This is a genomic window from Scytonema sp. HK-05, from assembly GCF_963872035.1.
Classification (GTDB): domain Bacteria; phylum Cyanobacteriota; class Cyanobacteriia; order Cyanobacteriales; family Nostocaceae; genus Kalymmatonema.
Map to the genome: position 1 here is coordinate 16507 of NZ_CAWMYC010000101.1, position 26689 is coordinate 43195.

17 protein-coding genes are annotated in these 26689 nt (G+C 43.7%); 7 read left to right on the forward strand and 10 right to left on the reverse strand.

Annotation, left to right across the window (positions count from 1 at the left end; translation table 11 throughout):
- Positions 1-16 precede the first annotated feature (16 nt).
- The 3 genes from AACT52_RS17280 to AACT52_RS17290 form a co-directional block, all read right to left on the reverse strand.
- Complete coding sequence (locus AACT52_RS17280; protein ID WP_073632606.1) at positions 17-799, reverse strand: putative hydro-lyase; 783 nt, start codon at positions 797-799, stop codon at positions 17-19.
- Between the two features lie 133 nt (positions 800-932).
- On the reverse strand, positions 933-4709 hold the full coding sequence (locus AACT52_RS17285; protein ID WP_073632608.1) for a hydantoinase B/oxoprolinase family protein: 3777 nt from the start codon (positions 4707-4709) through the stop codon (positions 933-935).
- A gap of 68 nt (positions 4710-4777) precedes the next feature.
- The gene (locus AACT52_RS17290) at positions 4778-5290 is read right to left on the reverse strand and encodes a hypothetical protein (protein WP_073632610.1); all 513 of its coding nucleotides are present in this window, start codon (positions 5288-5290) and stop codon (positions 4778-4780) included.
- 271 nt (positions 5291-5561) lie between these two features.
- Here AACT52_RS17290 and AACT52_RS17295 point away from each other — a divergent pair, with 271 nt between their 5' ends.
- Positions 5562-6536 carry a LysR family transcriptional regulator gene (locus AACT52_RS17295; protein WP_073632612.1) on the forward strand — a complete coding sequence of 325 codons (975 nt, stop codon included), beginning with the start codon at positions 5562-5564 and terminating at the stop codon, positions 6534-6536.
- Positions 6537-6932: 396 nt separating this feature from the next.
- Here AACT52_RS17295 and AACT52_RS17300 read toward each other — a convergent pair whose 3' ends face one another.
- Positions 6933-7115 carry a hypothetical protein gene (locus tag AACT52_RS17300; RefSeq protein WP_198940949.1) on the reverse strand — a complete coding sequence of 61 codons (183 nt, stop codon included), beginning with the start codon at positions 7113-7115 and terminating at the stop codon, positions 6933-6935.
- A gap of 158 nt (positions 7116-7273) precedes the next feature.
- Here AACT52_RS17300 and AACT52_RS17305 point away from each other — a divergent pair, with 158 nt between their 5' ends.
- Positions 7274-8836 (forward strand): substrate-binding periplasmic protein, encoded by a 1563-nt coding sequence (locus tag AACT52_RS17305; RefSeq protein ID WP_083630394.1) that lies wholly within the window; start codon positions 7274-7276, stop codon positions 8834-8836.
- Positions 8837-9027: 191 nt separating this feature from the next.
- On the opposite strand, the gene glgB is transcribed toward AACT52_RS17305, so the two are convergent.
- The 3 genes from glgB to AACT52_RS17320 all read right to left on the reverse strand — a co-directional run bounded on the left by glgB (position 9028) and on the right by AACT52_RS17320 (position 12470).
- Positions 9028-11319, reverse strand: a complete 2292-nt coding sequence (gene glgB, locus AACT52_RS17310) for a 1,4-alpha-glucan branching enzyme (RefSeq protein ID WP_073632614.1) — start codon at positions 11317-11319, stop codon at positions 9028-9030.
- Positions 11320-11518: 199 nt separating this feature from the next.
- Positions 11519-11836: a glutathione S-transferase gene (locus AACT52_RS17315; RefSeq protein WP_073632703.1), complete on the reverse strand. Its 318-nt coding sequence runs from the start codon at positions 11834-11836 to the stop codon at positions 11519-11521.
- A gap of 325 nt (positions 11837-12161) precedes the next feature.
- On the reverse strand, positions 12162-12470 hold the full coding sequence (locus AACT52_RS17320; protein ID WP_073632705.1) for a hypothetical protein: 309 nt from the start codon (positions 12468-12470) through the stop codon (positions 12162-12164).
- Between the two features lie 477 nt (positions 12471-12947).
- Between AACT52_RS17320 and AACT52_RS17325 the strand changes: the two genes are divergently transcribed.
- The 5 genes from AACT52_RS17325 to AACT52_RS17345 all read left to right on the forward strand — a co-directional run bounded on the left by AACT52_RS17325 (position 12948) and on the right by AACT52_RS17345 (position 20520).
- Positions 12948-13652 (forward strand): hypothetical protein, encoded by a 705-nt coding sequence (locus AACT52_RS17325; RefSeq protein ID WP_073632616.1) that lies wholly within the window; start codon positions 12948-12950, stop codon positions 13650-13652.
- Between the two features lie 101 nt (positions 13653-13753).
- Positions 13754-15619 carry a peptidoglycan D,D-transpeptidase FtsI family protein gene (locus AACT52_RS17330; RefSeq protein WP_073632618.1) on the forward strand — a complete coding sequence of 622 codons (1866 nt, stop codon included), beginning with the start codon at positions 13754-13756 and terminating at the stop codon, positions 15617-15619.
- 209 nt (positions 15620-15828) lie between these two features.
- Positions 15829-16947 (forward strand): iron-containing redox enzyme family protein, encoded by a 1119-nt coding sequence (locus AACT52_RS17335; protein WP_073632620.1) that lies wholly within the window; start codon positions 15829-15831, stop codon positions 16945-16947.
- A gap of 195 nt (positions 16948-17142) precedes the next feature.
- Positions 17143-17838: a class I SAM-dependent methyltransferase gene (locus AACT52_RS17340; RefSeq protein ID WP_073632622.1), complete on the forward strand. Its 696-nt coding sequence runs from the start codon at positions 17143-17145 to the stop codon at positions 17836-17838.
- A gap of 984 nt (positions 17839-18822) precedes the next feature.
- Positions 18823-20520, forward strand: a complete 1698-nt coding sequence (locus AACT52_RS17345; protein WP_073632707.1) for a tetratricopeptide repeat protein — start codon at positions 18823-18825, stop codon at positions 20518-20520.
- Positions 20521-20877: 357 nt separating this feature from the next.
- Here the strand turns inward: AACT52_RS17345 and AACT52_RS17350 are convergent, their stop codons facing one another.
- Genes AACT52_RS17350 through AACT52_RS17360 form a run of 3 tightly spaced genes read right to left on the reverse strand, consistent with a single transcriptional unit; the run spans position 20878 to position 26508 of the window.
- The gene (locus AACT52_RS17350; protein WP_073632624.1) at positions 20878-23460 is read right to left on the reverse strand and encodes a DNA translocase FtsK; all 2583 of its coding nucleotides are present in this window, start codon (positions 23458-23460) and stop codon (positions 20878-20880) included.
- Positions 23461-23491: 31 nt separating this feature from the next.
- Entirely contained in the window at positions 23492-25603 is a 2112-nt protein-coding gene (locus tag AACT52_RS17355; RefSeq protein WP_073632625.1) for an ATP-binding protein, read from the reverse strand.
- A gap of 53 nt (positions 25604-25656) precedes the next feature.
- Entirely contained in the window at positions 25657-26508 is an 852-nt protein-coding gene (locus tag AACT52_RS17360) for a transcription factor RcaD (RefSeq protein WP_073632627.1), read from the reverse strand.
- Between the last annotated feature and the right edge of the window lie 181 nt (positions 26509-26689).

A 26689-nucleotide genomic window follows, 5' to 3' on the forward strand; every position in this document is an offset into this window, starting at 1 on the left:
AGTCGGCTTTGTGGCTCTAAATAGAGAGAGCCTCGTCCTTTAAGTCACTGACAAACATGTGTCCAGGTGCATGGGTAATGGCAAATTCAGGCTTTGCTTGAAGAATTGCAGTTTGAGTTGTGACGCCACAAGCCCAAAAAACGGGAACTTCATCATCGCGAAGAGTAACCGTATTTCCGTAATCTGGACTTGCCAAATCTTCAATCCCTATTATGCCTGGGTTTCCAACATGCACAGGAGATCCGTGTGCTTTGTAATAGCGATTAGTTACTTCTACGGCTCGAACAACATGATGTGCAGGTAGGGGACGCATGGAAACAACTAAGGGGCTGGAAAATATTGGAGTAGGAACACATTTAATATTTGTCTTGTACATTGGGACGTTTTTTTCCTCTTCTATATGCCTTACTGGTAGTCCAGAGTTGAGCATGGCATTTTCAAAAGAGAAAGAACAACCAATCAAAAAGGCTACCAAATCGTTTCTCCAAAATGCTTTTATATCGGTTGTTTCTTCAATTAACTCACCGTGCCGAAAAATCCTGTAGCGCGGCAAATCCGTTCTAATATCAGCACCAGGAGCAATCAGTTTAGGTTCAGGATCTCCGACTTCTGTGACATCAAGGATTGGACAAGGCTTGGGATTTCGTTGACAAAACAGCAGAAATTCAAACGCTAAGTTGTATGGCAACACAACCAAATTGGCTTGAACATATCCTAGAGCAAGCCCAGGCGTAGGAACCTCTAACTGACCAGTTCGACATTGCTGACGGATTTCGGAAGGAAGAGTAGGAATTGACATCATCGATCTCCTAAAGGTGCTGTAAATTTGCAACACGTGGTGTGAATAAAGAAATTACTCTTTGAACCAGTCAAATTTATGGCTATTGTGAGCTGGCGATCGCCCTAAAGGGCGCTGGGCTTTGCCCAATCGCCTACGGCGCTGCGCTCCGCGCAATCGACCCAAATCCACCACCTCCAGGCGTTTCAATCACGAAGACATCACCCGGATGCATTTGAACTTCTGCTTTGCTGGCGAGGGGTTGGATTGTCCCATCACTACGCACGACACAATTACGTCCAATCGCCCCTGATTCGCCACCCGAAGAGCCAAACGGTGGAATCACTCGATGACCCGACAAAATCGCCGCACTCATCGTTTCCCGGAATTGAATCCGGCGAATTACCCCATTGCCGCCCCTATGTTTTCCCTTGCCGCCACTGTTAGGACGGATGGCAAACTCTTCGACTAAAACTGGAAACCGCCACTCCAGCACCTCTGGATCAGTCAGTCGCGAGTTTGTCATATGCGTCTGAACTGCGTCAGTTCCGTCAAAATCTGCGCCAGCCCCAGAACCACCACAGATCGTTTCGTAATACTGGTGTTGCTCGTTGCCAAAGGTAAAATTATTCATCGTGCCTTGAGACGCTGCCATTACGTCCAGCGCACCATATAATGCATTGGCGATCGCTTGCGACGTTTCCACATTGCCTGCGACGACAGCAGCCGGATAGCGCGGATTGAGCAGACAGCCTTCTGGGATAATAATCTCTAATGGCTTGAGGCAACCTGCATTAAGCGGAATATCATCCTCAACCAATGTCCGAAACACATAGAGTACAACCGCTTTGCAAATTGCCAAGGGTGCATTCAAATTGGTCGATTGCTGCGGTGAAGTGCCCGTGAAATCAACGCGAGCAGAACGGTTGTGATGGTTGATCGTAATCTTGACGCAAATCTCGCTACCATCATCCATTGGATACGTAAAGCTGCCATCTTTAAGCACATCCATCACTCGTCGCACCGATTCTTCTGCATTATCTTGAACGTGCTGCATGTAGGCTTGCACGGTGAAGAGTCCGTAATGCTCAACCATGCGGTGGAGTTCGGAGCACCCTCGCTCATTGGCGGCAATCTGTGCCTGGAGGTCGGCTAAATTTTGAGCAGGATTGCGGACTGGATAATCACCTGCACTCAACAATTCCAGTAACTTTGCTTCTTGAAAACGTCCTCGATCAAGAATCTGCACGTTATCTAGCAAGATGCCTTCTTGGTCGATCGTGGTGCTGTGGGGTGGCATTGAACCGGGTGTAATACCACCAATGTCGGCATGGTGTCCCCGTGAAGCAACATAGAACAGCGGAGTAGTAGAGTCAGAGACAAAAACCGGAGTAATAACGGTCACATCTGGCAAATGCGTCCCCCCGTTATAGGGATTGTTAGACACATAAGCATCTCCGGGTTTCAGGGTCTTGCCTTTGGCTTGAATTAAACTGCCCACGCTTTCGCTCATCGAACCCAAATGGACTGGAATATGCGGTGCATTGGCAACGAGCTGTCCGTACTGATCAAAAATGGCGCAGGAGAAATCGAGCCGTTCTTTGATGTTGACCGAGTAACTGGTGTTTTGCAGCGTAATGCCCATTTCCTCTGCGATCGCCCGAACCAGATTGTTGAAGATCTCCAAGAGAACGGGGTCGGGGGTAGAGGAGGAAGGACGAATAACAGATGCATTTGAGTCGAATTCATCCTTTGCCCTTGGGCTGTCATCCTTGCTCAAAATCAGGTGATTGTGTTGAGTTAATTGTGCACACCATCCCGGCTCGATCACATTTGTTCCTGTAGGTTCAAGGATTAAGGCGGCTCCGGTGATGCGATCGCCAGGGCTTAAATCATGGCGTTGATAAACAGGTGTATCGTGCCAATTGCCTTTGGTGTAGATTTGAATGGTGGCGATTGGTTTGAGCGGTGCTGTTCTGCTGGATGCAAGGGTTGGTTCTTTGAGATCGCTGGTCTGTCCAACCACTTCCACCGAAACCGCTTCCACAATGAGTGCTTTATCGGGCATCGTGAAGCCATACCGCTGATGGTAGGCTTGCTCGAAGCGTTCTCGTAGAATGGCACAGCGCTCAGGAGAATCGTCGGGTAAGGTTTCCGGATTGCCAAAATCTACAACTAATGCAGAATCTGTGCCTGCATAGCGTAGATGTACTTTGAAAAGAACGTGAATTTGAGACGGATCGATGCCCTGCTGCCTCATTTCAGCATACCCTTCGGCGGAGAGTGCGCTCAGCATTTGCTCTAACGTAGGCACTGCGTCATGAGTTAATTGAACTTCTACCGCCTTTTCTTTGAGCGTTCGCACATCCGCTAAGCCAATCCCATAAGCAGAGAGTACTCCAGCATAGGGATGAATGAAAATTCTCCTCATGCCCAGTGCTTCGGCAATCAGACAGGCATGTTGTCCACCTGCACCGCCAAAGCAGCACAGCGTATATTCCGTGACATCATAGCCTCTAGAGATGGAGATTTTCTTAATCGCGGAAGCCATTTTGTCGATCGCGATCGCTAAAAATCCCTCGGCTACTTGTTCCGGTGTGCGCTGACTTCCGGTCTTTTCACCAATTTCTGCTGCAACTCTGGCAAACTTTTGTTGCACAATCTCAGTGTCTAGTGGCAAGTTGCCCTCGGTGCCAAACACAGCAGGGAAGAATGCGGCTTGAAGTTTGCCGACCATCACATTGCAGTCGGTCACGGTTAACGGACCACCCCGACGGTAGCAAGCTGGACCCGGATCTGCACCAGCCGACTCAGGACCCACTCGGTAGCGGTAGCCGTCGAAGGTGAGAATTGAGCCACCTCCCGCTGCTACCGTATGAATTGACATCATCGGTGCCCGTAGCCGCACTCCAGCAACTTCCGTTTCAAACGTGCGTTCATACTCCCCGTTAAAGTGTGAAACATCAGTTGATGTCCCGCCCATATCAAATCCGATGATTTGATCAAAACCTGCCATCGCGCTCGTCTTTACGGCTCCGACAATTCCGCCTGCCGGTCCCGATAGAATGCTGTCTTTGCCTTGAAATCGGTCAGCTTCAATCAATCCACCGTTGGACTGCATGAACATCAAACGGAGGGATGAAGGATGAGGTGAATGGGGTTGCAAAGCATCCTCTGTTGTGTTCTCATCTTTTCCGAGTTCTGCTGCAACCTGCTCCACATACCGCCGGAGAATCGGGGATAGGTATGCATCCACAACCGTGGTATCGCCTCGACTAACAAGCTTCATTAGCGGGCTGACTTCGTGGGAAACTGAGATTTGGGTGAAACCGATATCACGAGCGAGTACCGCAATTTGTTGTTCGTGATCGGGATAACGGTAGCCGTGCAGAAACGCGATCGCACAAGAGCGAATGCCATCATCGTATGCTGATTGGAGTGATTGAATCAGGGCTTCGTTAATCTGAACTGGAATTAATTCTTCTCCCTGAGCGGTGTAGCGTTCTTCGACCTCAATGACCCGCTCATAGAGCATTTCCGGAAGCACAATGTGACGAGCAAAAATGTTTGGACGGTGTGAAGAGCCAATCCGTAGGGCATCTCGAAACCCTTTAGTTATCAGCAGAAGGGTGCGATCGCCCTTACGCTCTAACAGTGCATTCGTCGCCACCGTCGTTCCCATCTTGACTGCCGCAATTTGTTCTATCGGAATGGGTGCATCTGATGGAATTCCTAAAATCTCCCGGATGCCAAAAATTGCCGCGTCGTTGTAGCGTTCTGGATTTTCAGACAAGAGTTTGTGAACGACGATCTCGCCATCTGGGCGTTGCGCCACAATGTCGGTAAACGTACCGCCGCGATCAATCCAAAATTGCCAACCCGACTGATTAGAATTTGCGATCGCCAAGTTTCTTACCTCATCAAGACTCATCGTTATTTCGCTCCCTTACGGATATACAAATGGTTAATTGTTATATGCAATAACAAACAGGCTGGTGATTAGATTGACTGGATAAAACTCCGGGGAAACTCAAAAATCAACCATAGGGGACCCAAAACCCAAAAATCCAGGATAAGTAATGCCCCGATGACAAACATAAGTAAATTTTCGAGCCAATCACGGCTATCTTTTAACTGGAGTGAGGGTCGCAAAGAGCCTTCCAGTAACTCATGTAATTTGGCAACATCCTGATAGGCTTGCTCATGGTTACTTGAGTAAGGCCAGGCGACTTCTCTGTTATTGGTTGCCAAAGAAAAGCCATATGTAGCCGCTCCCATTGCATTGTCTTCCACGACTCGTGCTCCCTGGAGTTGCCACTCTGTTACTTGATACTGCGATCCAAACAAACGCCAACTTTGGTGTTGGCAAATAGTCTGCCGGGATGGGAGATGGTTGCAGGTGAGTACGTCTTTGCCGCCTATTTCCCAGATCAGACTAAATGGCATTAAAGCAAACGGAAGGCAGAAGAAAATAATCAGCAATGTTCCACAGATGGAATAAGTTTTAGACATCACGACCTCCTTTTCAAGGCACAAGGATATCAGTGGCTGAAGAAGATATGACAGTGCTGTAAACTGGTTGATGCTTATAATCGAAGTTGCAAAGCTCCACCACCCTCTAATTAACGGGCATAATAGGTTATATAGTCAAATATTCCATAGCATAATATGCAAAAAGATATAGTTTAAGACGTATAGACTTCCAACATCTCAATCACTTTAAAGTGCGGCAAATATGCTATTTCGTAGCATAATATGCAAAAGATATAGTTTAAGATTCCGTATGGACTTCAAACGTCTCAATCAGTTTGAATTGCAGAAAATCTGCAATTTCATGGCAGTGGTGCAGGCTGGAAATAACTTTAGTGAGGCAGCAAAGCGTCTAGGAATTCATCAGCCTAACCTTACCCACAGTATTCAGGCACTAGAAAAATCGCTGAGTGCCAATTCAAAAACATCAGATATAAAACTATTTGATCGCAGCAAACGCCCAATCGAATTGACTGAAGCAGGTAAGGTTTTCTTAAAAGAAGTACAGTTAGCTCTAATCCACCTTGATCAAGCGATCGCTCAAGCACAACAAGCAAGTCTTGGTCAAATTGGACGTTTAATAGTAGGTCTCAATAATGCTGTCGCAAACAGTATTCTGCCCAATGTTTTAAACGAGTTTCAGAACCAATTTCCCAATGTGCAACTAGAACTGCGTGAAGTCACAATTCAACAAGAAATTCAGATGCTCAAAAATTGTGAATTAGACGTGGTGTTTCAACGCTCTCCAAGTTTTGATCAGAATGACCCAGATAATGACCCAGATTTAGAGTTTCAGCTCCTTCTAAATGAATACTTTGTCGTTGCATTACCAATTAATCATGCCCTGGCTAAGCAAAAGGATACTGGGATTTCTCTGAAAGCATTAGCAAACGAGACGATTATCTTGCCTCCACTTGACGTGTTGCCTTTCTACGGAGAAGTCATTACCTTATGCAGAAATATAGGCTTTGAGCCTAAAATTGCGCCGAATATTATAGTAACTGGAGTTGTTGTACTTTTGAGTTTGGTGGCATCAGAAAAAGGTATATCTATTCTTCCCAACCATGTCCAAACTCTTCAGCGCGAAGGCGTTATTTATAAAGCGATAAAGGATGCAAAACTGACTCGACAAATTGCTGCTGTTTGGCGAAAGAAAAATTCATCAATGGTATTATCCAATTTTCTTAAGGTGATTGAGGAGATTCTAGGCGTGCCTGATGGTTGGTGAGAAAAGAAATGTGTTTTTTGCATGGTTGAGGTGTCTATCTACAAACTTACTCTTTTGTAAATTGAGATACTACGCAGTTTGACTTTTGTCAGTGGATGTCTCCTCAAATTATCGTGTCGTTACGACAGCTTGTTGTGATCTAATGACAACTTATATATTCCTAACAGGACTTAGACAAAAAACACCCAGAAAAAAGCCTCAAATCTAAATACAGAGAGATTTTGACATCGTTTTCCTTAGTTTGTTGATATATTTGGGTTTCAGCCATTTTTGGGCATTTGATGTATTTCCCTTGCCCTGTAAGGGTTTGAGGTTGATTTCTCCCTCAAATAATGTTTAAGTCCCACTAACGACAGCTTGTTGTGCAATGGCGATCGCTCAATTTCATTCTGACGCTCATTTTCTGTGATTGGCAATGCCTGTGCAATTCGGGGCGATCGCTCTCAAGCGGGCATTCGGTGCGATCGCCCAAATCACAATGTCCTCATAGAGGTTCGCACAAACACGATGACATCCGGAAAAATATAAAAAATTTATATAAAATTTATCCGGAGTGCCTCTTTTATCAAGTGAATACACAGATATAGTTGCATAATACATAAAGCATAAAGTATTTTTTCGGAAAAATTTAGAGATATTGCTGTAGGAGTAAAGAAAGCAAGGGTTTCGTGTAAGCAAAATTACTTGAAACACTACTATTTTTCAATTGTAAACTTTATACATATTGCCAACGTATTATGAAGCTGAAAGATTTCTTTGCTGGAGTCGTGATGGTAGTAGGCTTATTTTTAAGTTCTCCTGGTTTAACACAGCAGCCAAGAGATAGTAGTAATCAGGGAGGAGTTAATGAGTCAACAACATACTACATTGGTTTTCAAAAAGATTCTGCCCCTATTAGCTATAGTGAGAAAGGCTGGAGTTGGAAAGGTTACTGCTATGCTTTCGTCAAAGTTTTAGAAAAACAAATTCATAAGAAAATAGAGATAGTACCTGTTGAAAATAAACTCCGTTTTACTGGTAAGGGAGATAACGGAAGAGAACTGGATGCTTATTGCAGTTTTAACTCTATAACTGAAGGGCGTATACGCAAAGAACTTAAAGAAAATGGTCGAGATGGTTCATTTACTGAACGTTTTGCTTTGACAGGTGCAAAAGTTTTATTACCAGATACAAAAATACCAGATTACAACGATCCAAGTAAACTTCAAGAACTAAAGTTTGGGGTTCTTAGGGGAACAACTACAAGAAAAATTGTTGAAAATATCTATCCAAATGTTGTTACAAATAATAATCTTGTGGTATTAGAAGAAGCAAAAGATGCTATCCAAAAGATCCAAACCGGAGAGATTGATTTATATGTTGCTAATGAATTAGTTTTAAAGAGTATATTAAAACAGCTCCAATATTCCAACAATAAAGAAAAATATTCTATCTTACCTGAAAAATTATTATTAAGTAATGAACAATCTGCAATGGTTGTTTATCATATAGAACGAGATAAAAATATTAGATTACTAGAAGCTATAAATTCTTTATTAAGAGAAGCAGAATTTCAATCATTTGGTAATACAAAAATTAAAATATTAAAAGAACCAGAATTTAAGGAAGTTCTTGACGATTTAGAATCACTTGTAAAAGAACCTGTCAAACCATCTGAAAACAATAGTTACTTATCTTTTACTTTATATTTGATTTTTTTCTTAATTTCCTTTTTAATTATATTTATTATAATTTGGATTTATCGTGCTAGAAAAAACAAAAGTGTTGCACAAAGACACACTCAAATAAATAACGATTCCAATAATTTAAATATCCAAGAGGCTCGTGTAGGTTTATCAAAATCTGAATCTTCCTCACGCACAACACACCAAATTAATTTCTTTAATCATTTTTCACCAAAAAATGATAATACCCAAGGAGATAATATGCCAGATGCCTCTAAGTACGACATGAAAAACTCTAATATTGGCAACATTATTGACACAGCCCAATCTGGAAGTCAGCAGCAATCTACTCAACATATCTACGCACCTGAACAAAAGCAAAATTTAGCTGAAGCTGCCGCACAAATACAGGAACTTTTAAAGCAACTAGAAGAAACCAATCCCACAATAACCGAGACAGAAAAACTGATAGTTGTATCTAAAGCAGCTGAAGAAATCAAGAAAGATCCAACGCTGAAAGCACGAGTGATTGCTGCCCTCAAGTTAGGAGGAACTGAAGCGTTCAAAGAGGCGATTGACCACCCACTGGTTAACATTTTAGTAGCAATAATTCAGGGATGGCAGGAAGCTGAGTAGTCGATGAATGCAAGACTTTTATAACTCAATACGCTTGGTGATAAGACCAGAACCCTTATCTGGAACACAATGTAGAACTCTCGAATGGCGCGTCTCTACACACGTGATTTTTTACACATCAACCTTACCTGAACCGTATTGTTTTATAACTAGCAGTAAAATTTAGGGTGGGCATATGCCCACCCTCTTTACTAAGATTCCATCACCTCTGCCGTCTTGTGCTTATCCAACTTGAGAATCAATACTCCCAAGGGTGGCAGACACAAATCCAGCGAATAGGGATGATTATGCAATGACCAGTTGTCCGTCCACTTACCACCTAAGTTACCCATATTGCTACCGCCATACTGACGAGCATCACTGTTGAACAACTCAGTATAAAATCCTTGTTCAGGTACACCGATGCGATAGTGGGAATGGGGTTGAGGTGTGAAGTTGCAAACCACAACAACGAAATCATCAGAATCTTTGTCGCGACGGATAAAAGAAACGACGCTGTGGCGGTTGTCGCTACAATCAATCCACTCAAACCCTTCGCGTGCAAAATCCTGGGTGTACAAAGCGGGTTCAGAGCGGTAAAGATGGTTTAGTTCTTTGAAAAACTCTTTGAGCTGTTGGTGCGGCTCATACTGGAATAGCTGCCACTCTAAGTCACCCCAGACATTCCACTCACTCCACTGCCCAAACTCCATGCCCATAAACATGGTTTTCTTACCTGGGTGAGTGAACATATACGCAAACAAACAACGCACATTGGCCAACTTCTGCCATCTATCCCCAGGCATTTTGCCGATGATATGGCTCTTACCGTGTACCACTTCATCGTGGGACAAGGCAAGCATGTAGTTCTCGCTGTGGTGATACCACATACTGAAGGTGATGTTGTTTTGGTGGAACTGGCGGAACCAGGGGTCCATGCTGAAGTAATCCAGCATATCGTGCATCCAGCCCATGTTCCACTTCAAGTTAAAGCCCAATCCTCCGGTGTAGGTGGGCCAAGATACCATCGGCCATGCGGTAGATTCTTCGGCAATTGAGACAACGCCAGGGAAATAGCTGAAAATGCTGTGATTTACCTGACGCAGGAAATCTGCTGCTTCCAGGTTTTCTCTGCCCCCGTATTGGTTGGGCTCCCATTCTCCATTTTCGCGGCAATAGTCGAGATAAAGCATGGAGGCGACAGCATCAACACGAATGCCGTCAATGTGGAATTTGTCAAACCAGAACAGGGCATTCGCCACCAGGAAATTCCGGACTTCGTTGCGGGAGTAGTTGAACACGAGAGTCCCCCATTCCTTGTGTTCGCCTTTACGGGGATCAGCGTGTTCGTAAAGATGGGTACCATCAAAGAATGCTAAACCATGACCATCTTTGGGGAAGTGACCGGGAACCCAATCTACAATCACCCCAATACCGTTTTTGTGGCACTGGTCAACGAAATACATAAAGTCTTCTGGGCGACCAAAACGGGAGGTGGGGGCGTAGTACCCAGTGACTTGATAACCCCAAGAGCCATCAAAGGGATGCTCGGCAACGGGCAGCACTTCAATGTGAGTGTATCCCAAATCTTTGACGTAGGGAATGAGTCGTTCTGCCAATTCCCGATAGGTGAGGAAGCGTGCGCCGGGATTGAGTTCTGAAACCATCACCACAGGTTCGGTTTCACCGTTGGGCAATTTGGGTGGTTCTGCACTGGAGCCGTGTAACCAAGAGCCTAAATGCAGTTCGTAAACTGAAAGGGGTTCGGTGAGGGGATCGGTGTGACGCCGTTTTTCCAGCCACTCTTCGTCACTCCATGTGTAAGCATCCAAATCAGTGACAATGGATGCGGTTTTGGGGCGAGGTTCTTGTTGAAAACCGTAGGGATCAGATTTTTCGTAAATGTGTCCTTCGTAGTTTTTGATTTCGTATTTGTAATGCTCTCCTACACCAAGTTCGGGAATGAACAATTCCCAAATGCCAGTGTGTCCTTTTCGCATCTGGTGTTTGCGCCCGTCCCAGTTATTGAAATCTCCCAGGATTGAAACATTACGGGCGTTGGGTGCCCAAACGGCAAAATAAACGCCTTTAACACCGTTGATTTCAGTGGGGTGCGCTCCCAGTTTCTCGTAAATCCGGTGATGGTTGCCTTCGGCAAACAGGTGCAAATCAAATTCAGTCAGCCGGGGAGAAGGGAAAGCGTAAGGGTCATACATGACTCGCTCGTGTTCCCCTTCTTTTATCCGTAACTGGTAGTTTGCCAGTTCTTTTGTTTCTATGGTGCATTCAAAAAAGTTGGGATGATGCACCGTTTCCATTGGGTATTCTTTCCGTTCTTCGGGAAGGATAACCCAAGCCGCACTTGCAGTTGGTAGGTAAGCTCGCACAGCCCAGACGCTTGTGCCATTATTCTGTTCTATGGGATGGGCACCCAGTATTTCAAACGGATCTTGATGTTGATTCCAAACAATGCGGTTAACCTGTTCGGGGGCTATTGTGCTCATAGACATGCAGCTACCTACGTTGACTAAAGTGGGTAAGTAAATTTGCTTTGTAAAACATCTATATATATTCTTTACATTTATTTGCAATTTTGTCGTGATAGTCATCGTACCTTGGAGGGAGTCCTTTTGGAGGAGTATGCTTTACCTCGTGTAAGGTACGGAGTGTGAAATGTAGTGAATTGTTTGATTCATAGACGCTTCAAAGATTTAGAAAGGGGAAAAGCTGAAGCAATGTTTTACGCAGTCGCAGCAGAAAAACTTGATCCTGAATTCGGGGATCAAGTTTTGGGGGCGGGCTTTTTTGCAACTGAGCCTGCAATTGAGCGTATTCGCCAGCGCTCAAAGGCTTACCATCAACAGGCGATCGCGCTGTTGTAATAATCTGGGTTCGCAATATTTCTTCTGGTATATCTTCTTGTGGCGGTAATGCCATTACCAATGCCCCCCAATGACTGCTTAGCTCCACCAATATGCTAGTACAGACTGTTAAAACCAGAAATCTTATCACCCTTCTCATTTTCTCTCTTCCCCACTCATGAGTCATGAGTTATTCTCCCCTCACCTCCCCAATAGCTTACCTATAAAGAAACCCGGTTTCACAGAGAAACCGGGTTTCTTGGGTAAGTTGCTGTGAAGATCTGGCAACCGAATGTGTTACTACCAGGTCACTTTTCCAGACGAGAAACGGAGTACAGGGGATTGTCAAGACAAAGTGTCAGTGAGCGTGACTAACTTATGCACTCTCAAAACTCAGCCATTTACTCTATAGAATTTTAGGAGGATCAACTCAACCAATGTAGTGAGAAGCGCTGCAACAACCTGTTTTGGCTGTTTTGAGACTGCTATTTAGGGCTCTTGGTTGGGCTGGCGGCAGGACTAGCTGCGCCACCAGCACCAGCACCAGCACCAGCACCAGCACCAGGAGTAGCTGTGGTGCCACCAGCACCAGGGCTAGCTGCGCCACCACCCGCAGGAGGGGTAGTGCCAGTATCTGTCGGTTCAGCAGGTGAAGTAGCGGCACCCCCAGCGCCTCCAGCGCCCCCAGCGCCTCCACCCGCAGGTGTATCGCCGCCGCCACCACCACCTTCACAGGCTCCGAGAGCTGCTGCCAGACCCAGAATTAATGCAAAACTAAGGATTTTTATTTTCATAACTCCTCTTTCACCAATTGCGGCAAGAACAATTTTAGCCTGTTGACTACGATACCTTATTTGTTGCTTTTTTTTAACCAACTTGAGATGACATATTTAAGCAAAATGTTTTCGCTTCTTGTAAAGTCACTCAATAGTTCAGGGTAGTATTACCAAATTAAGTCACTAACGGCGATATCATAGCAAAAATTGTGTTTTTTTTTCACGCCTCTTGCTTATAGTGGCAATGCGTTGCCATACTTTATAAATGCGATACCTGAACACCTTGAGTGTTCACCGGCAATTCCATTCATTGCCAATAAATCTGATTTCTTCCGTGAAACTAAGTTTCTTGGGAATGCGAAGATTGGTGCGCCTACCTATCAGAATATATTGATTGGGTGTAGGGTGTATTTGTAGTTATTGCCCGAAAGGCAATAATAACCATAGTAAAAACAGACAATCATCTAGAATAAAGTATTTTCTATCCAAAAAATTATGGCTGTTGCTCGCAAATCAGATGTTTCTGCAACGGGCAGTGGGTTCCGGACAGCAGTGAAAAGTGGCAGAAAACGTCGCTCTGCTCCCCGACAAAAAGAGTCCACTCAACCACCAGAAAATGCTCCACAGACACCGCAGTTCAGAACTCCCCAAGCCGCTCTGCCTCCGTTGTCTACATCAGTATCTTCTAGAAAACAAAGGCATTCGTCCAAAAATTTATCAGTGTCTGCACGGCAGATGGCAAGGGAGGCTTCCAGCGCCAAGACACAAACAACAACATCCGTGCCAGACTCCAGCAAACAAAAAGCGCCAAGCGTCCCTGTGATGCCATCTGCTGAGTCTGTACCTTCGTGGTTGTTGCGCCTTTTCGCCTTACATCGTCATTCTTCAATTATGGCGTTTTTGTTAGTCGCTACGACGCTTGTGGTTTATGGTTGGACTGTATATTCCCAACAACTTTGGAGCCAGGCATACCGCAAGCTGCAAAACTTGCAACGCCATGAACGGCAGTTGATGACAGCCAACGAGGTGTTAAAAAACCAAATGGCGAAAGAAGCAGAACGCCCACCAGCCAAACTGGTATCGCCAACTCCTGCTGGGATGCTTTTCTTGAATCCAGCACCTGTTGAGCCTAACCCAGTACTTAACACGACGCCAAATTCAGAAATACAACAGCAAACCCCCAATCCAGTAGGATATTAGTCAAAAGTCAAAAGTCAAAAGTCAAAAGTCAAAAATCATAACTTTAGACTGTTGACTTTTCACTTTGGACTCCGCAGAGCGGTGGACAAAGGACTATCTTCATGCAAAAGTCACCAAGCAGAACAAAATTTAGAAAGTTTAATTTTCCGAAACCAGAATTTACCAGACGACAGCAGAAGGGTTCGAGACGAGAGTTCAACAGCAAACCTGACCAGACTCAAGAGCAAGCACCCAACACCAAATTCAGACTGTTTATTGTTTGGAGCTTTCTGATTGCGGCTGGGGTAGGGCTGGGTGTTAACTTGTACAACCTGCAAATCGTGCGCGGACCAAAGCTCACACAAAAGGCGCGAAACCAGCAAATGGTGAATTTGCGACCTTTTGTGCCCCGTCGCCCAGTGGTCGATCGCAATAAGGATTTGCTGGCAATTGACCGTCCCGTATATACTTTGTACGCTCATCCCAAACTCTTTGAAAAGTCTAATCACCAGATGGCAGAACAGCTTTCGCCAATACTGGCTCAAGATGCTGCTGAGTTAGAAAAAAAGTTTGAAAGTAAAAAAAGCGGGATTACACTAGCCTCGGCACTACCAGAAGAAATTGCCGATCGCATTTCTTCATTCCACCTCAATGGGTTAGAGTTAATTCAAAAATACTCCCGATTCTACCCACAGCAGGATTTGGTTGCAGAAGTGGTAGGCTATGTGAATCTTGACCGTCGCGGTCAGGCTGGTGTGGAGTACAGCCAAGAAAAGCTGCTAGAACGTACTATGCAGACGGTACGACTCAGCCGAGCGGGTAACGGGGCGCTGATGCCAGATTATGCTCCAGAGGGTTTTCTCAATTCTGATGATATGCGACTGCAACTCACTATAGATAACCGCCTGCAAAGAGTTGCCCGCTTTGCTCTTAAAGAACAAATGCAAAAGTACCGGGCAAAGCGAGGGGCAGTCATTGTTATGGATGCCTGGGATGGTTCGTTACTCGCCTTAGTTTCTCAGCCCACGTATAACCCAAATGAATATTCTAAAGCCGATATCTCTCTATTTAAAAACTGGACGGTAGCAGACCTGTATGAACCAGGTTCAACGTTCAAACCTTTAAATGTGGCGATCGCTTTGGAAGCTGGCGTGATTAAACCTGAAGATGTGTTCAATGACCCCGGTTACATTCAAGTGAGTGACCGAACAATCAAGAATGCTGAAAACAAACGTTACGGGCGGATCAACATCTCTCAAATTCTGCAACACTCGAGCAACATAGGCATGGTGCAAATCATCCAAAGATTGCAGCCTTCTGTCTACTACGGTTGGCTGGAACGTTTGGGGCTAGGGCAAAGCGTTGATGATACCGATTTACCCTTCACTGTGAGCAGTCAGCTAAAAAGTCAGGAAGAATTTCTTGCTACCCCAGTTGAACCAGCTACAACCTCCTTCGGGCAGGGCTTTTCGCTGACACCGTTGCAACTGGTACAAATGCACGCAGCTTTAGCCAATGGGGGCAAATTGGTCACACCTCACGTAGTCCAGGGGCTGATAGACACCAAAGGGCAGGTTCACTATTCACCCAATCGAGCTGCACCACGCCAAATCTTCTCACCCACGACCACCCTAAAGGTGGTAGAAATGATGGAAAGTGTCGTCGATGACGGCACAGGAAGAGCATCGCAAATTCCTGGGTATCGGATTGCAGGCAAAACTGGCACAGCCGAAAAAGCCAGTCGCTCTGGTGGTTATATCAGCGGAGCTAAAATCACCAGCTTCGTGGGTATCTTACCTGTAGAATCGCCCCGCTACGTCGTATTGGCATTGGTTGATAACCCGAGAGGAGAAAATGCCTATGGTAGTACTGTAGCCGCACCCATTGCTAAGTCAGTCATGGAAGCACTGATTACCATTGAACAGATTCCACCTAGTAAACCAGTGCCTCAAACACCCGCCAATCAAGCACCTGTCAGTCCACGTTGAGGACAAGGAGAGCGGGGAGACAAGGAAGCAAATTCTCCCTTGTCCCCCTTGTCCCCATGTTCCTCTGTGCGTCTGTGGACTGAAATCTTTCATCAAGAAGTTAATTTTTCTTTATCACCTGTGGCAGAGGTTCTGAAATTTACTTAATGGAAATCTAAATAGTATAGGCCCAAACAGTTTCACGCCTGCCTTTACTAACCAAGTATTCCATGCACAGCAATTTAGTGATGTCTCCTCTCCCCGAGGTTACAGAAAAGAGTAAGCAGATAAAAGAAAAAATAGATATAAACTACGAGCGTGCTGAGCAGCAATTTATAGAACTGCTTGCAACAGAGAATTTGGACAAACAACTAGATGCAGATCCTGCATTAAACAGTGAGTTTGAACGCGCACTCTCTGTAGCAATTCCTGCAGCTTATCAAAATGGTGCTGGTGATGATGCAGCTCATCGCTTTCTCCAGCGCATACTATATCGCATCAATCGGTTAAATCTGTTTTGGTATGACGACCTACGCCACTACGTCAACGAGCGTTCTCCTTACTTGTATAAGGTGCGCGACCAAATTGAGACGGCTTGGCAAGAGTGGGAACTCGCACAAATCGATGTTGCTGCATTGCAACAATTGGATGTTAAGCAAGCTCTCATTGAACGTTGTGCTGAGGATTTAGATCCACCTTTGTCCACAGACAGCCGCTACATTCGCGACGAAATGAGTGAGGCTGGCTACCGTCACTTACTGGCTATTGGTTCGTTTGAAGGCTTGGTGGAAAGCAGTCACCTTCCCCGCATTCTGGGTGGCGCTGCTAATGCAGTACAGTGTACGCTGATGCGTGTATTTCAGGAAGAGTACGGGAACGGTCGCTTATCTCGCAAGCATTCTACGTTTTTTGCTCAAATGCTAAACGAGTTTGGGATGAACACCCAACCAGAGGGATACTTCGATTTAATCCCTTGGGAACTTCTGGCTTGTTCCAATAATAGCTATCTCATAAGTGAACGCAAGCGCTATTTCCTGCGTTACAACGGTGGATTGACCTATTTCGAGACATCGGTACCAGCGGCTTTCAGAAGCTATGTTGCAGCAGGGCAGCGCTTGGGACTCTCTAACGCAGCAATGAGTTATTGGGAAGTGCACATCAGGGAGGACGAACGCCACGGACGCTGGATGTTGGATGATGTGGCTTTACCTTTGGCCGAAATGTATCCCAATGATGCCTGGGAACTCGTGTTGGGGTACGACCAAGAGAAGCTCATGGGCGATCGCGCGGCTCTTGCTGTTGTGCGATCAATACGTGCCGCAGAACAAGCCACATTAAGTTATTCATAATTCAAAGTTCACAATGGTAGACCAACAGCATTCGTAATTTTGCTTTTCTAATCTACTGATAATTCACATACCAATTTATTCCTTTAGTAACAGATCACTTGCTAAAGGAACCGTTTTTTATTGCCTTTTTGAGGGTGCTGCTAGGGTGCGCACTGCCCGCCTTTGTTCAAACATATTGGAATTAATGATAATCAAATGAAAAACATCTTCTTTTGCCCTGATGAATCCAATTTTTACTCAAACTGCTTGGAAAATTTGGTTCTGAGAAATTGTCAAAAATCTGAGTGTGTCGTTGAGTTTGGCTCAGGAGATGGCAGCCCTGTTATTAATTCATTACTCAGAAACAAGTTTGATGGTGTCATACATGGATTTGAATTAAATACTTCTGCCTGGAAAGCCGCCAATTTAACAATCGACGAATATAATCTTGGTCATAAATACATAATTCATAATTCATGTTTGTTTGAGTCTTCTCAACCAGAAGCTGAGTATCTAGTTGCTAATCCTCCTTATCTCCCCGCCCCAGATAAAGAAATTTATATGCCATTGTTATTTGGTGGCATTGATGGCGCAACAGTTACCAACGAACTTTTATCATTAGGTTATGACAATGTATTACTTTTAGTGTCTAGCTATTCTAACCCAGAAAGTACAATTGCTCATGCAAAGTCTAACGGTTATCGTGTGACAAATTTTATAGTTTTACCTTTAAAATTTGGTTACTATAGCTCGGAGCCAAAAGTTAAAAATCACATAGAGGAATTACGAAAAAACAAAATGGCATTCTATTCTGGCGATTATTACTTTTTAGCTGGCGTTTTATTTCAAAAGTCCCAAGAATCTAGGGTGGATTTATCTAATCAGTTAGCTCAAGTTATGACAAGTTTATGAAAAGGAGTCAGAAGTCAGAATTGGTGAATTCAGAATATCCCCACGGATGAATCCGGGGGTAACAGTCACGGAAAATTCTTTTCTTCTCCACGGATAAATTCGGGGGCTTTAAACCACTATTCATCCACCAGTCGCCCCAAAAGTCATTCTGACTCCTGGCTCCTGACTCCTAAATTCTTGTTCGGTAAATTAACTTATCCCCCTGCTATAAAAACACGAATATCGCTCGTTTTTATAAAAAGCCAGGGGGACATCAAAGTCTTGCTGTCCTTTTGAGCAGTGGTTGCAATACGCTTGTTGGTAATTTCACACCTCACATCTTGCACCAAGAAAAATTGATGTTATTTAAAAACCCAGTACTGAGCCTGAAGTCTTTGTTGTATCGAGAAAAGCCAAGAAAAGTGATGTAACTTTATTGCGCTACTTTTGACTAAACACAGGCTTCTACGGAGAGGTGCAAGATCTGAGACACCCTTATTGATGGAAAGCCTTATTTATTAAGAATTTATACTTACTCAGTCAAAATATTTACAAAAATTGAAAGTTATTTAAAAATGATTATATAAGTTAATATCGCGAGAAAAACACTGCTAATTTAAAATCTATCTCAAAGCAGATGTAAAATATTTAAGGCTTATACAAAAGCTTATAAGTATGAATTGCTACAATGTGCTTTGAGTACTAGAGCCGCAATTAGTGATAATTAGAGCTAGTTTTTAAGACGAGATGAGTGTAACTGCTTTAGCAGGAAGTAATAATATCTTTCAAAAACTCTCTTTGCGTCCCTCACTCTCAGTATCCGGTGTGCCTGCCATAAGCGATTATTTTTCGGTTAACAGACTAGTAGATTGAGTGTTCGTCACTCGTTAAAAAGCACGACAGTACACGATACTAATTAAGAAGAACGACCTGTTGTTAGTTAAGAAGGTGCTTCTCCATGTTATTTGCTCTATCAAACCAGCTTTGGGAGATTTACCAAAAAAAATGAACCCACACCCACAACCGCCACTGCCTAACAATGAAATAGCTAGGCTTAATGCACTTAGCCAGTATCAAATTCTGGACACTCCTGCCGAAAAAGTCTTCGACGATTTTACCTTCTTAGCTGCACAAATTTGTCGTACCCCAATTGCGATTATTAGCCTTGTTGATGGAAATCGGCAGTGGTTTAAATCGAAAGTGGGTTTAGCAGCACCTGAAACAAGCCGGGATCTCGCATTCTGCGCTTATACAATTTTGCAACAAAAGCCATTAGTCGTCAGGAATGCGTTGGCAGACTCTAGGTTTGCAAACAACGCTTTGGTACTCTCCGATCCCAACATTCGTTTTTACGCTGGCGCACCCCTCATTACACCGGAGGGATTTGCGCTTGGCTCATTATGCGTGATTGACATAGTCCCCCGAGATTTGAGTCTCGAACAGATAGAAGGACTACGAGTATTAAGTGATCAGGTGATAGCACAACTTGAGTTGCGGCGTAATGCTATAACTCTATCACGCACTATCATCGAACGACAGCAGGCGGCAGCACAGCTTCGTAGTCAGTACGATGTGGTCGAAGTGTTTTATCGCCGAGGAGAGGAAAAGGCTCGAAAAGGAGATTACCAAGGAGCTATTGCAGAATTTAACGAGTTCGTGCGCCTCAATCCCAATGGTTTTAAGGCTTACTATCAGCGAGGGCTTGCCCGTCAAAAGCTAGGAGAGTACAAAGGTGCAATGATAGACTTTGATATGTACCTGCAGTTTAATCCTAACGATGTCGAAGCTCGCTGCAATCGGGGGCTGCTGCGCTTTGAGCTTGGAGACTACAAGGGAGCGATCGCAGATTACAGCAGTAGTATGCAGATTAATCCTGGCTATACTATTCCTAATGACATTGCGTTTATCAGCCCTGGACTTGACAAAAGAGAAGCAATTGTGGACTACACCCACTCCTTAGGGCTTAATCCCAATTACGCTGAGACTGAGATCAATATCAGCCAGATTCATACTGAATCTGAGTTGGAAGATTATAACGGCGAAATTGAGAATAGCACCCAGTTTTTGCCCCTTAACTCTAACGATGGCGAAGTTTACATTACCATAGAGAATGGTCAGTATGAGCTTGAAGATAGCACCCAATTGCAGCTAAATTCTGATAATGCCAAAGCATACATTAACCGGGGTAATGCCCGTTGCGAGTTGGAAGATTACAGTGGTGCAATTGAAGATTACACACAATCTTTAAGGATGAATCCTCAGGATGCACAAGCTTATATGAGCCGGGGTAATGCTTGCTTTATGGTCAAAGATTACATTGGTGCAATCAATGATTATACTCGGTACCTGCGGATGAATCCTAACGATGCCAAAGCTTACATTAGCCGAGGCAATGCCTATTGTGAGTTGGAAGATTACAGTAGTGCAATTGAAGATTACACTTGGTCTATAGACCTGAATTCCAACGATGGTGAAGCTTACATCAATCGAGCTAATGCTCGCTCTAAGGTAAAAGATTACAGCGGCGCAATTGAAGATTACACCCAGTTTCTGCGGATTCATCCTAACGATGCTAAAGCTTATATCAGCCGGGGTAATGCCCGATCTAAGCTAAAAGACTATAGCGGTGCAATTGAAGATTACAAAAAAGTGTGGTCAAAAGCAATTGAGCAGTTACCTAAACTATCCAGCGAGGACGGCTGATGAAAAATTGCGTTTAGATATTTCATTTCCCTGTGGAGTTTTTGACTCTTGGCTAGAGTTCTTACAAAAATCTCTAATTTGATAATTTAAAATCAAAAATGCACAGAGATGGACATAGGTAAATAGCCTGCGTTTATCTATGTCCATCTCTGAAATTTGATTGTTATGTCATTGTTATTTATACATACAGATAATTTCCGCAGTTCAATTTATTTGTCGTATATAGCAATCCTATCTGATTTGTGAAAATCGCGCATGCTTAGATTCCCGACTTCGTAAAAGTTGTCGGGAATCTTGTTGTTCACGTAGCCGAAGGCAGCCCGTAGGGCTTATAATTTAGGATTGCTATAGACAAGGCTACACTGACGGTAGCCTAATATCTATCGCAAATAAACTTTGTAACCGATGCATTTGAGCGCCAATGAGGTAGAGTAAATCGCCTTTACCTAATAAGCGAGCAGCGGCTGTTTGTTTACCTCCCAAGATAATAGCTGAGTCTGCTTCACTGGCAGTTCGGAGTGCAACCCGTCCTGGTAAGTTAGAGCGTATAATTGGGGTAACAATACCTGCTTCAGGACGTTGGGTAGCAATAATGAGATGAATTCCAGCTGCTCTTGCCATTGCACCTAGCCGTTTAATGCTTTGTTCTAACGCCGTACGAGTTTCCTTTTCTGCCATGAAGTCGGCGTATTCATCAAAGATGCAGACAATGCGAGGCAAAGGCTGTTGAGAACGTTGATTGTAAGTACTCAAATCAGCACACCCAGCTTGTTCAAATCGCTGATAACGCGACTCCATTTGTGTGACTAATTGATCCATCAGTTCAATAGCGCGATCGCTATCTTTAACGACTGGTGAATACAACCACCGCATCCGCTCAAATTCGGGAAAGGTGACTCGTTTGGGATCAACAAGGGCAATCTGTAGATGTTGCGGCGAATGACGAACGAGTAAACTTAGAAGGAGCGATCGCAAAAACTCACTCTTACCACTTCCAGTCGTCCCCCCAACCAAAAAGTGGCAAGTATTTGGATCGGATAAATCAGCCTCTACCAACTGTCCCTCTAAATTCACCCCAATCGCAATTTTTACAGGTGCGGTTGCTGGTATTTGCGGCTTGATATAATCCTCAAACTTAGCAACTTGTCTATCTGGACGAGGTAAGTCAACACTGACATATCCAGCCTGAGGAGAAATCAGAGGCGGGTTTGCTAAGCCCAACTGCACTTGCAAATCAGCTGATAACTTCAGCAGAGAGCTCACTTTAACACCAAGCTGGGGTTTGAGTTTCACTCGGATAAAAGCTGGACCAACAGCTGCGCCGTGGTAATCTACACCAATACCAAAAGATTGCAACGTGGCAACTAACTCTTCACCTATGGCATCAGCATTGGGAGTTGGCTGATCATCTCTTGTGGAGTGGGTATCTTGCCTGCCCTCTTCCACAACCTGAGTGTTATTAACTACAAAATAAGTCTGACACTTTTGCTGCTGTGGACAAATTTCGCACAGATAAGGCTGGGTTGTAGGTGGTGGGGGATTGGGATTTGGTGGTTCCCAACTCAGCCATTGCTGCATTTGTTGTAACTTATAGGGAATCAGCTGATGCACCGTATTTTCTAGCTGTTCCCAGGTATACTGATATTCTTTAAACTCTGGCAAAACACAGTAAACCGCCGAATCAACGGCTACTTTTTTCTTCTGCCACAGCATATAACTATAAAGCGCAACCTGGGCTAATTGCGCTGATGCATCGGCAGGCTGATAGGTTTTAAACTCCACCACACATAGGCGCTTGAGTTCAAAGTTGTAGACTAAGCAATCAAATTCCCCTCCTACCCGTTGTTGCGTTCCATCTGGGAGATTAAAGTAATACTCAAGACTGCGTTCTTCTGTGATAAAAGTCTTACGAATAACTGTTTCTGCATCGCAATAGCGGCGATTAACTACTAGCAATTCAGCAAAGCGTTTGATGAGTCGTTGTAATCCCTGCCATACTTGCAGCAGTGCTTGTGCTTGGTTAGCATCTTTTTTAACAACTTGTTGCAAGTAAGGATAGAACTTTACTTCATAAAAAAGCTGTTGCATACCAGAGGCAATTTCCTCTACCTGCAATTGGGCAGCAGATGGTTTAAACAAATCTTGAAATCGTGGTTCATGAGTGGCTAAACTCACAAAGTCATCAGCCAATTGATGGAATGCCTTGCCAATTCCAGTATGAGTATTTCGTGGTAAAAATAAGGTATTGCCCCCGAAACGCTGATTCAAATAAAAAAGGCGGGGACACTCAAAGGCAACTCTGACTTTAGTAGCATTTGAAGATGAATTTTCAGATTTTTCTGTTGTTTTTTTGAAACTATTAGATGTAGATGCCATATCAAAAATATTATTTATAATATTGGGATTAGAAATTTCTAATAAGCGTCGATGCACAGCAGCCAAATAAACTGTATCCATTGCGGCATATTGTAGCTGCTTTTGGCTAAGGGGGCGTTTTCCCCAGTCACTTGCTTGTTCTTCTTTATCTACATTGGAAAATCCACAGAGTTCTGCTGCTAATGTTTTAAGTTGTAAGTTGGATACTTGCAAAACTTCGCGGGTAATCTTTCTGGCTAGCTTGAGCGTACAGGTAACATTTTTTGCTATCTGTCCACCCAGGTATTTCAAATCAAAGCTCGCGTTGTGGAATACCTTTTCTATATTAGGATTAACCATGATTTGGTTAATAAAATATGCCGCTAAATCAGGTTTATGTAACACATCGAGAATATAAACAGATTCACCCGCCGAATCTGTGGGGTTAGCCAACACCTGAATGAGCGATAATTTGGGATAGGGAGTATTCCAGTCAGCGATTTCTGTATCTAGCCATAGTGTTTTAGCCGAGGATAATTTGGCGATTTGCCCTTGGATTTTAGTAGCTTCTGTTAGGTAGTGCATTTCCTATCATGTCAGCATTTTTGTGATAAAATTACTTTTTCTTGGTAACTAAACAAATTAATTGGTCTTGCAGCTTTGCTTTGGGGTCAAAAATTTCAACTTTTTGCTCTTGACACAGTTCTCTAATCAACTGTTGAATTTCCGATTCTTTCACAAGAGGAAAGTGGACTTTAGTCTCTTTAATTAAAGTCGGTACTCCCATGAAACCTTGGTTTGTCACTAAATCTAACATAAAAGTTTTCACGGGTTGTAAATCATGTTTCTCATTACCATTGTCTCCATCACCACTTGTTTTAGAAACAATCTTTAAATCCTGCAATAAAGTACACTTATACAAAAGATTGCACTCGCGGATTAAAGTTTGTAGTTCCTGCAAATTAATGGTTTTGCCTGCAAGCACCAATTCATTAGCTTCCACTGAATTCACAAAGCTGTGATATGTCGCCAAGTAGTGAACAGAAGACAGATTAGGCTTGATATGACGATGATTAGTATATGTAAAAATCTGTTGGTAGAGCTGATTCCCGGCAAGGTTTGGCTTTCCTACCCCTCCAGCCCGGAGCAAGTACATGGTTTGACAGAGATTTTGCTGAATAGCTTTCTGGCAAGCATTCATCACATTGAAAAAACTTGTCATGTTTGAATCTTCTGTCCAGACTATCCCAACTCGCTCACGCTTACCAGGTTGTTGATAACTTAAGGAATAACTGGCGTACTTTCCACTTATAAGTTTAGGCTTAATGTCCTGTACTTGTAATGCCTCCAAGGCTTGTTGCAACATCCAAATTAGGTCGGGTGCGGCTAACAAGGTAATTTTGGTATTTTTTCCCTGAACTTTTTCATATTCCTGCTGCCATAGCAATTGAAATTCTGCTTTTATTTTATCTGGTGGTGGCGGTGGCGGCGGCGGCGGGGCTCCACCATCAAACCATTTTGGCTGAGGAAGTTGTTTATCTCTAAATACCCATTCCTTATAATCCTGGAATAGTTGTTTCCCTAGCGTCAGAAAATCGCGGGGTGTAGCTTTGCGGCTGAGAAACACTTTTTCTAACACCTGCCGATTTAAAGGGTAAATTAGGGAAGTAGGTTTGGGGTTAGCTTGATTGTGCAGGGGATAGAGTCGAGAAGCTAAGAGAGCTTCGCCTTCTTCCAGCGTGATGCGTTTTAGTGGAATTCTGATACTAGCTCTATCTATGTCAGAAGGATGAACTCGCTTAGAATTGTTATACCAGTTCTCTGTCCTGATGCTGATGATAATCAGGAAATTTTTCCACCTGCCGTTATAAATCGTAGAGTTGACGTTAAATAAAGCTTGTAGATCAAGAGAGCCATCTGGTAAACGAGCAATGCTATCTAACTGATCGAAACACAACACAATCGGCTGAGTTTTCGCAGAAATTTTGCTAAAGTTGCCCAAGATACCCCGTGCCTTGTCTTCATCATCAATAGATTGCTTAACTCGTAACTTTTTCAGACTTTCTTCATCTAAATCATCTCCTTTTAACCATTCACAGGCTAAAGAGTATAAATCTGGATTAGTTAGGTCATAAAGAACACCAAAGAATTCATTAGCATTGTAAATTCCTGTGGTGCCGATGGTCTTTTTGAGAATGTCAATAAAGAATTGGCGATCGCGTAGCGGCTGCTTTGCAGCATCGCGCCCTGTATCGGTTTTTGTTTGCCCAAATATGCCTTTTATTCTTTCACGCAAACTTTGCTGCTCACTTTTTAACCCCTTCTCAATCGTAGACAAGCTGCTTTTGAGCCAGAGGATTAATTGGGAATCTGCTTGTCGTGCTGGAGCATTAACCAGGCTATCAACGGTGTGGCGTAAGATGTGCCGCCAGATACGGTCACTTTCAGAAAATGGCTCAATGTAGACGAAAAAAGCTTGATCGTTTAGCTGTTGTTTGAGCTGACCTAAGAAATGAGTCTTTCCCGTTCCAGCGTCGCCATAGAGAATTAGGCTGCGGGTTTGATGGTCTTGGGCAACCTCTGCTAAAACACTTTTTATTTGAGTTAATGGCTTTTGATGAATAGATTCAACAGTAGGGGGTGACTCCTCCTCTTCCCAAAAGTTACCTGCTGCTTGGTTATCAAATGGATTAAGTGATTTTTTAATAACTTCGTCAATTGTCGCCATGCCAATATCCCTGCTATCTCAAAGTTAGCTTGCTCGTAATTTAGGTGTATCCGCTAGATCACTGTGATGAAAAACAAGGAGCCGCCGCTAATTTGGGGAATTCCAGCGCCAACTTGCTCAGGAGAATAATCACCTGGTTCTGCCAACTTACTTAATTCAATTTGGTCGCTCGCTTCCAGGCGATACAGTGCCTTATCTAATTCTTCCCGTGATAGCGGAGGTTGTAACTTTTGCCGCAGATGAAAAATTGGCAAATAATTGTCAGTACCTAGCTCCTGATCCAATCTCCGGATAGTTTGTAAAATTTCTTCGTCAGTGAGGTTGATAATTGTTACAGCAGCCGACTCTTGCTTGGTAGGTGCTGGAGTAGGTACTTGCTCTGGCTTACCATGTAGGGATTTCCGCAAAAAGCGCAGGTAATTATTCAGCAGATCCAAGCTGATGTTTGCGGCTCCCTTTGGACTGTAATCATCCCGCAAATACTCAATTCCGCGTTCGGTAAGCCATACCTCAGCTTTAGTCTTCTTAATCTTGATTTCAGCGTCAATTAATCCCTTTTCATGGAAGCTTTGCAAGATGGCGTCTCGTTCCCCAGACTTCACGGATTTGACATTGATTTTGCTTGGCGTGATTTTTCCTGAAGCCTTGCTGATACTCTCCAGTACCTTCAATTCATTAGGCTTAAGCGGCAACTGACCTGTATCAGCTTTTAGCAGAGCTTGAGCAGGCGGTAAAATCTTAACTGCGGCAATCTCGCGGGAAAAGTCTATCAGTTCGCGATCGCCTAAATTTTGACAAATTTTATTTCTACCTTTAAAACTCTTAAAACCACTAGCAGTAAGGCTTGAACGATAATTCTCACATCCTAGTAATTTTAATAGGAACTTTAATTCATTGGTATCCATGCGGGTATTGTTGCCTAAATATTAAGTCAGCACCACTCTAGCTCGAACTGCAATAATTTACACTCCTTTTTATCGTACCTAGATTTAGTGTGTTCAGGCAGCGTAAATGTTCCTAAAGAAACATAAAGTTTAGATGTTGGATTTCGTGCATTAAGCCAACCTACCCTCTTTCTCCGCGCCT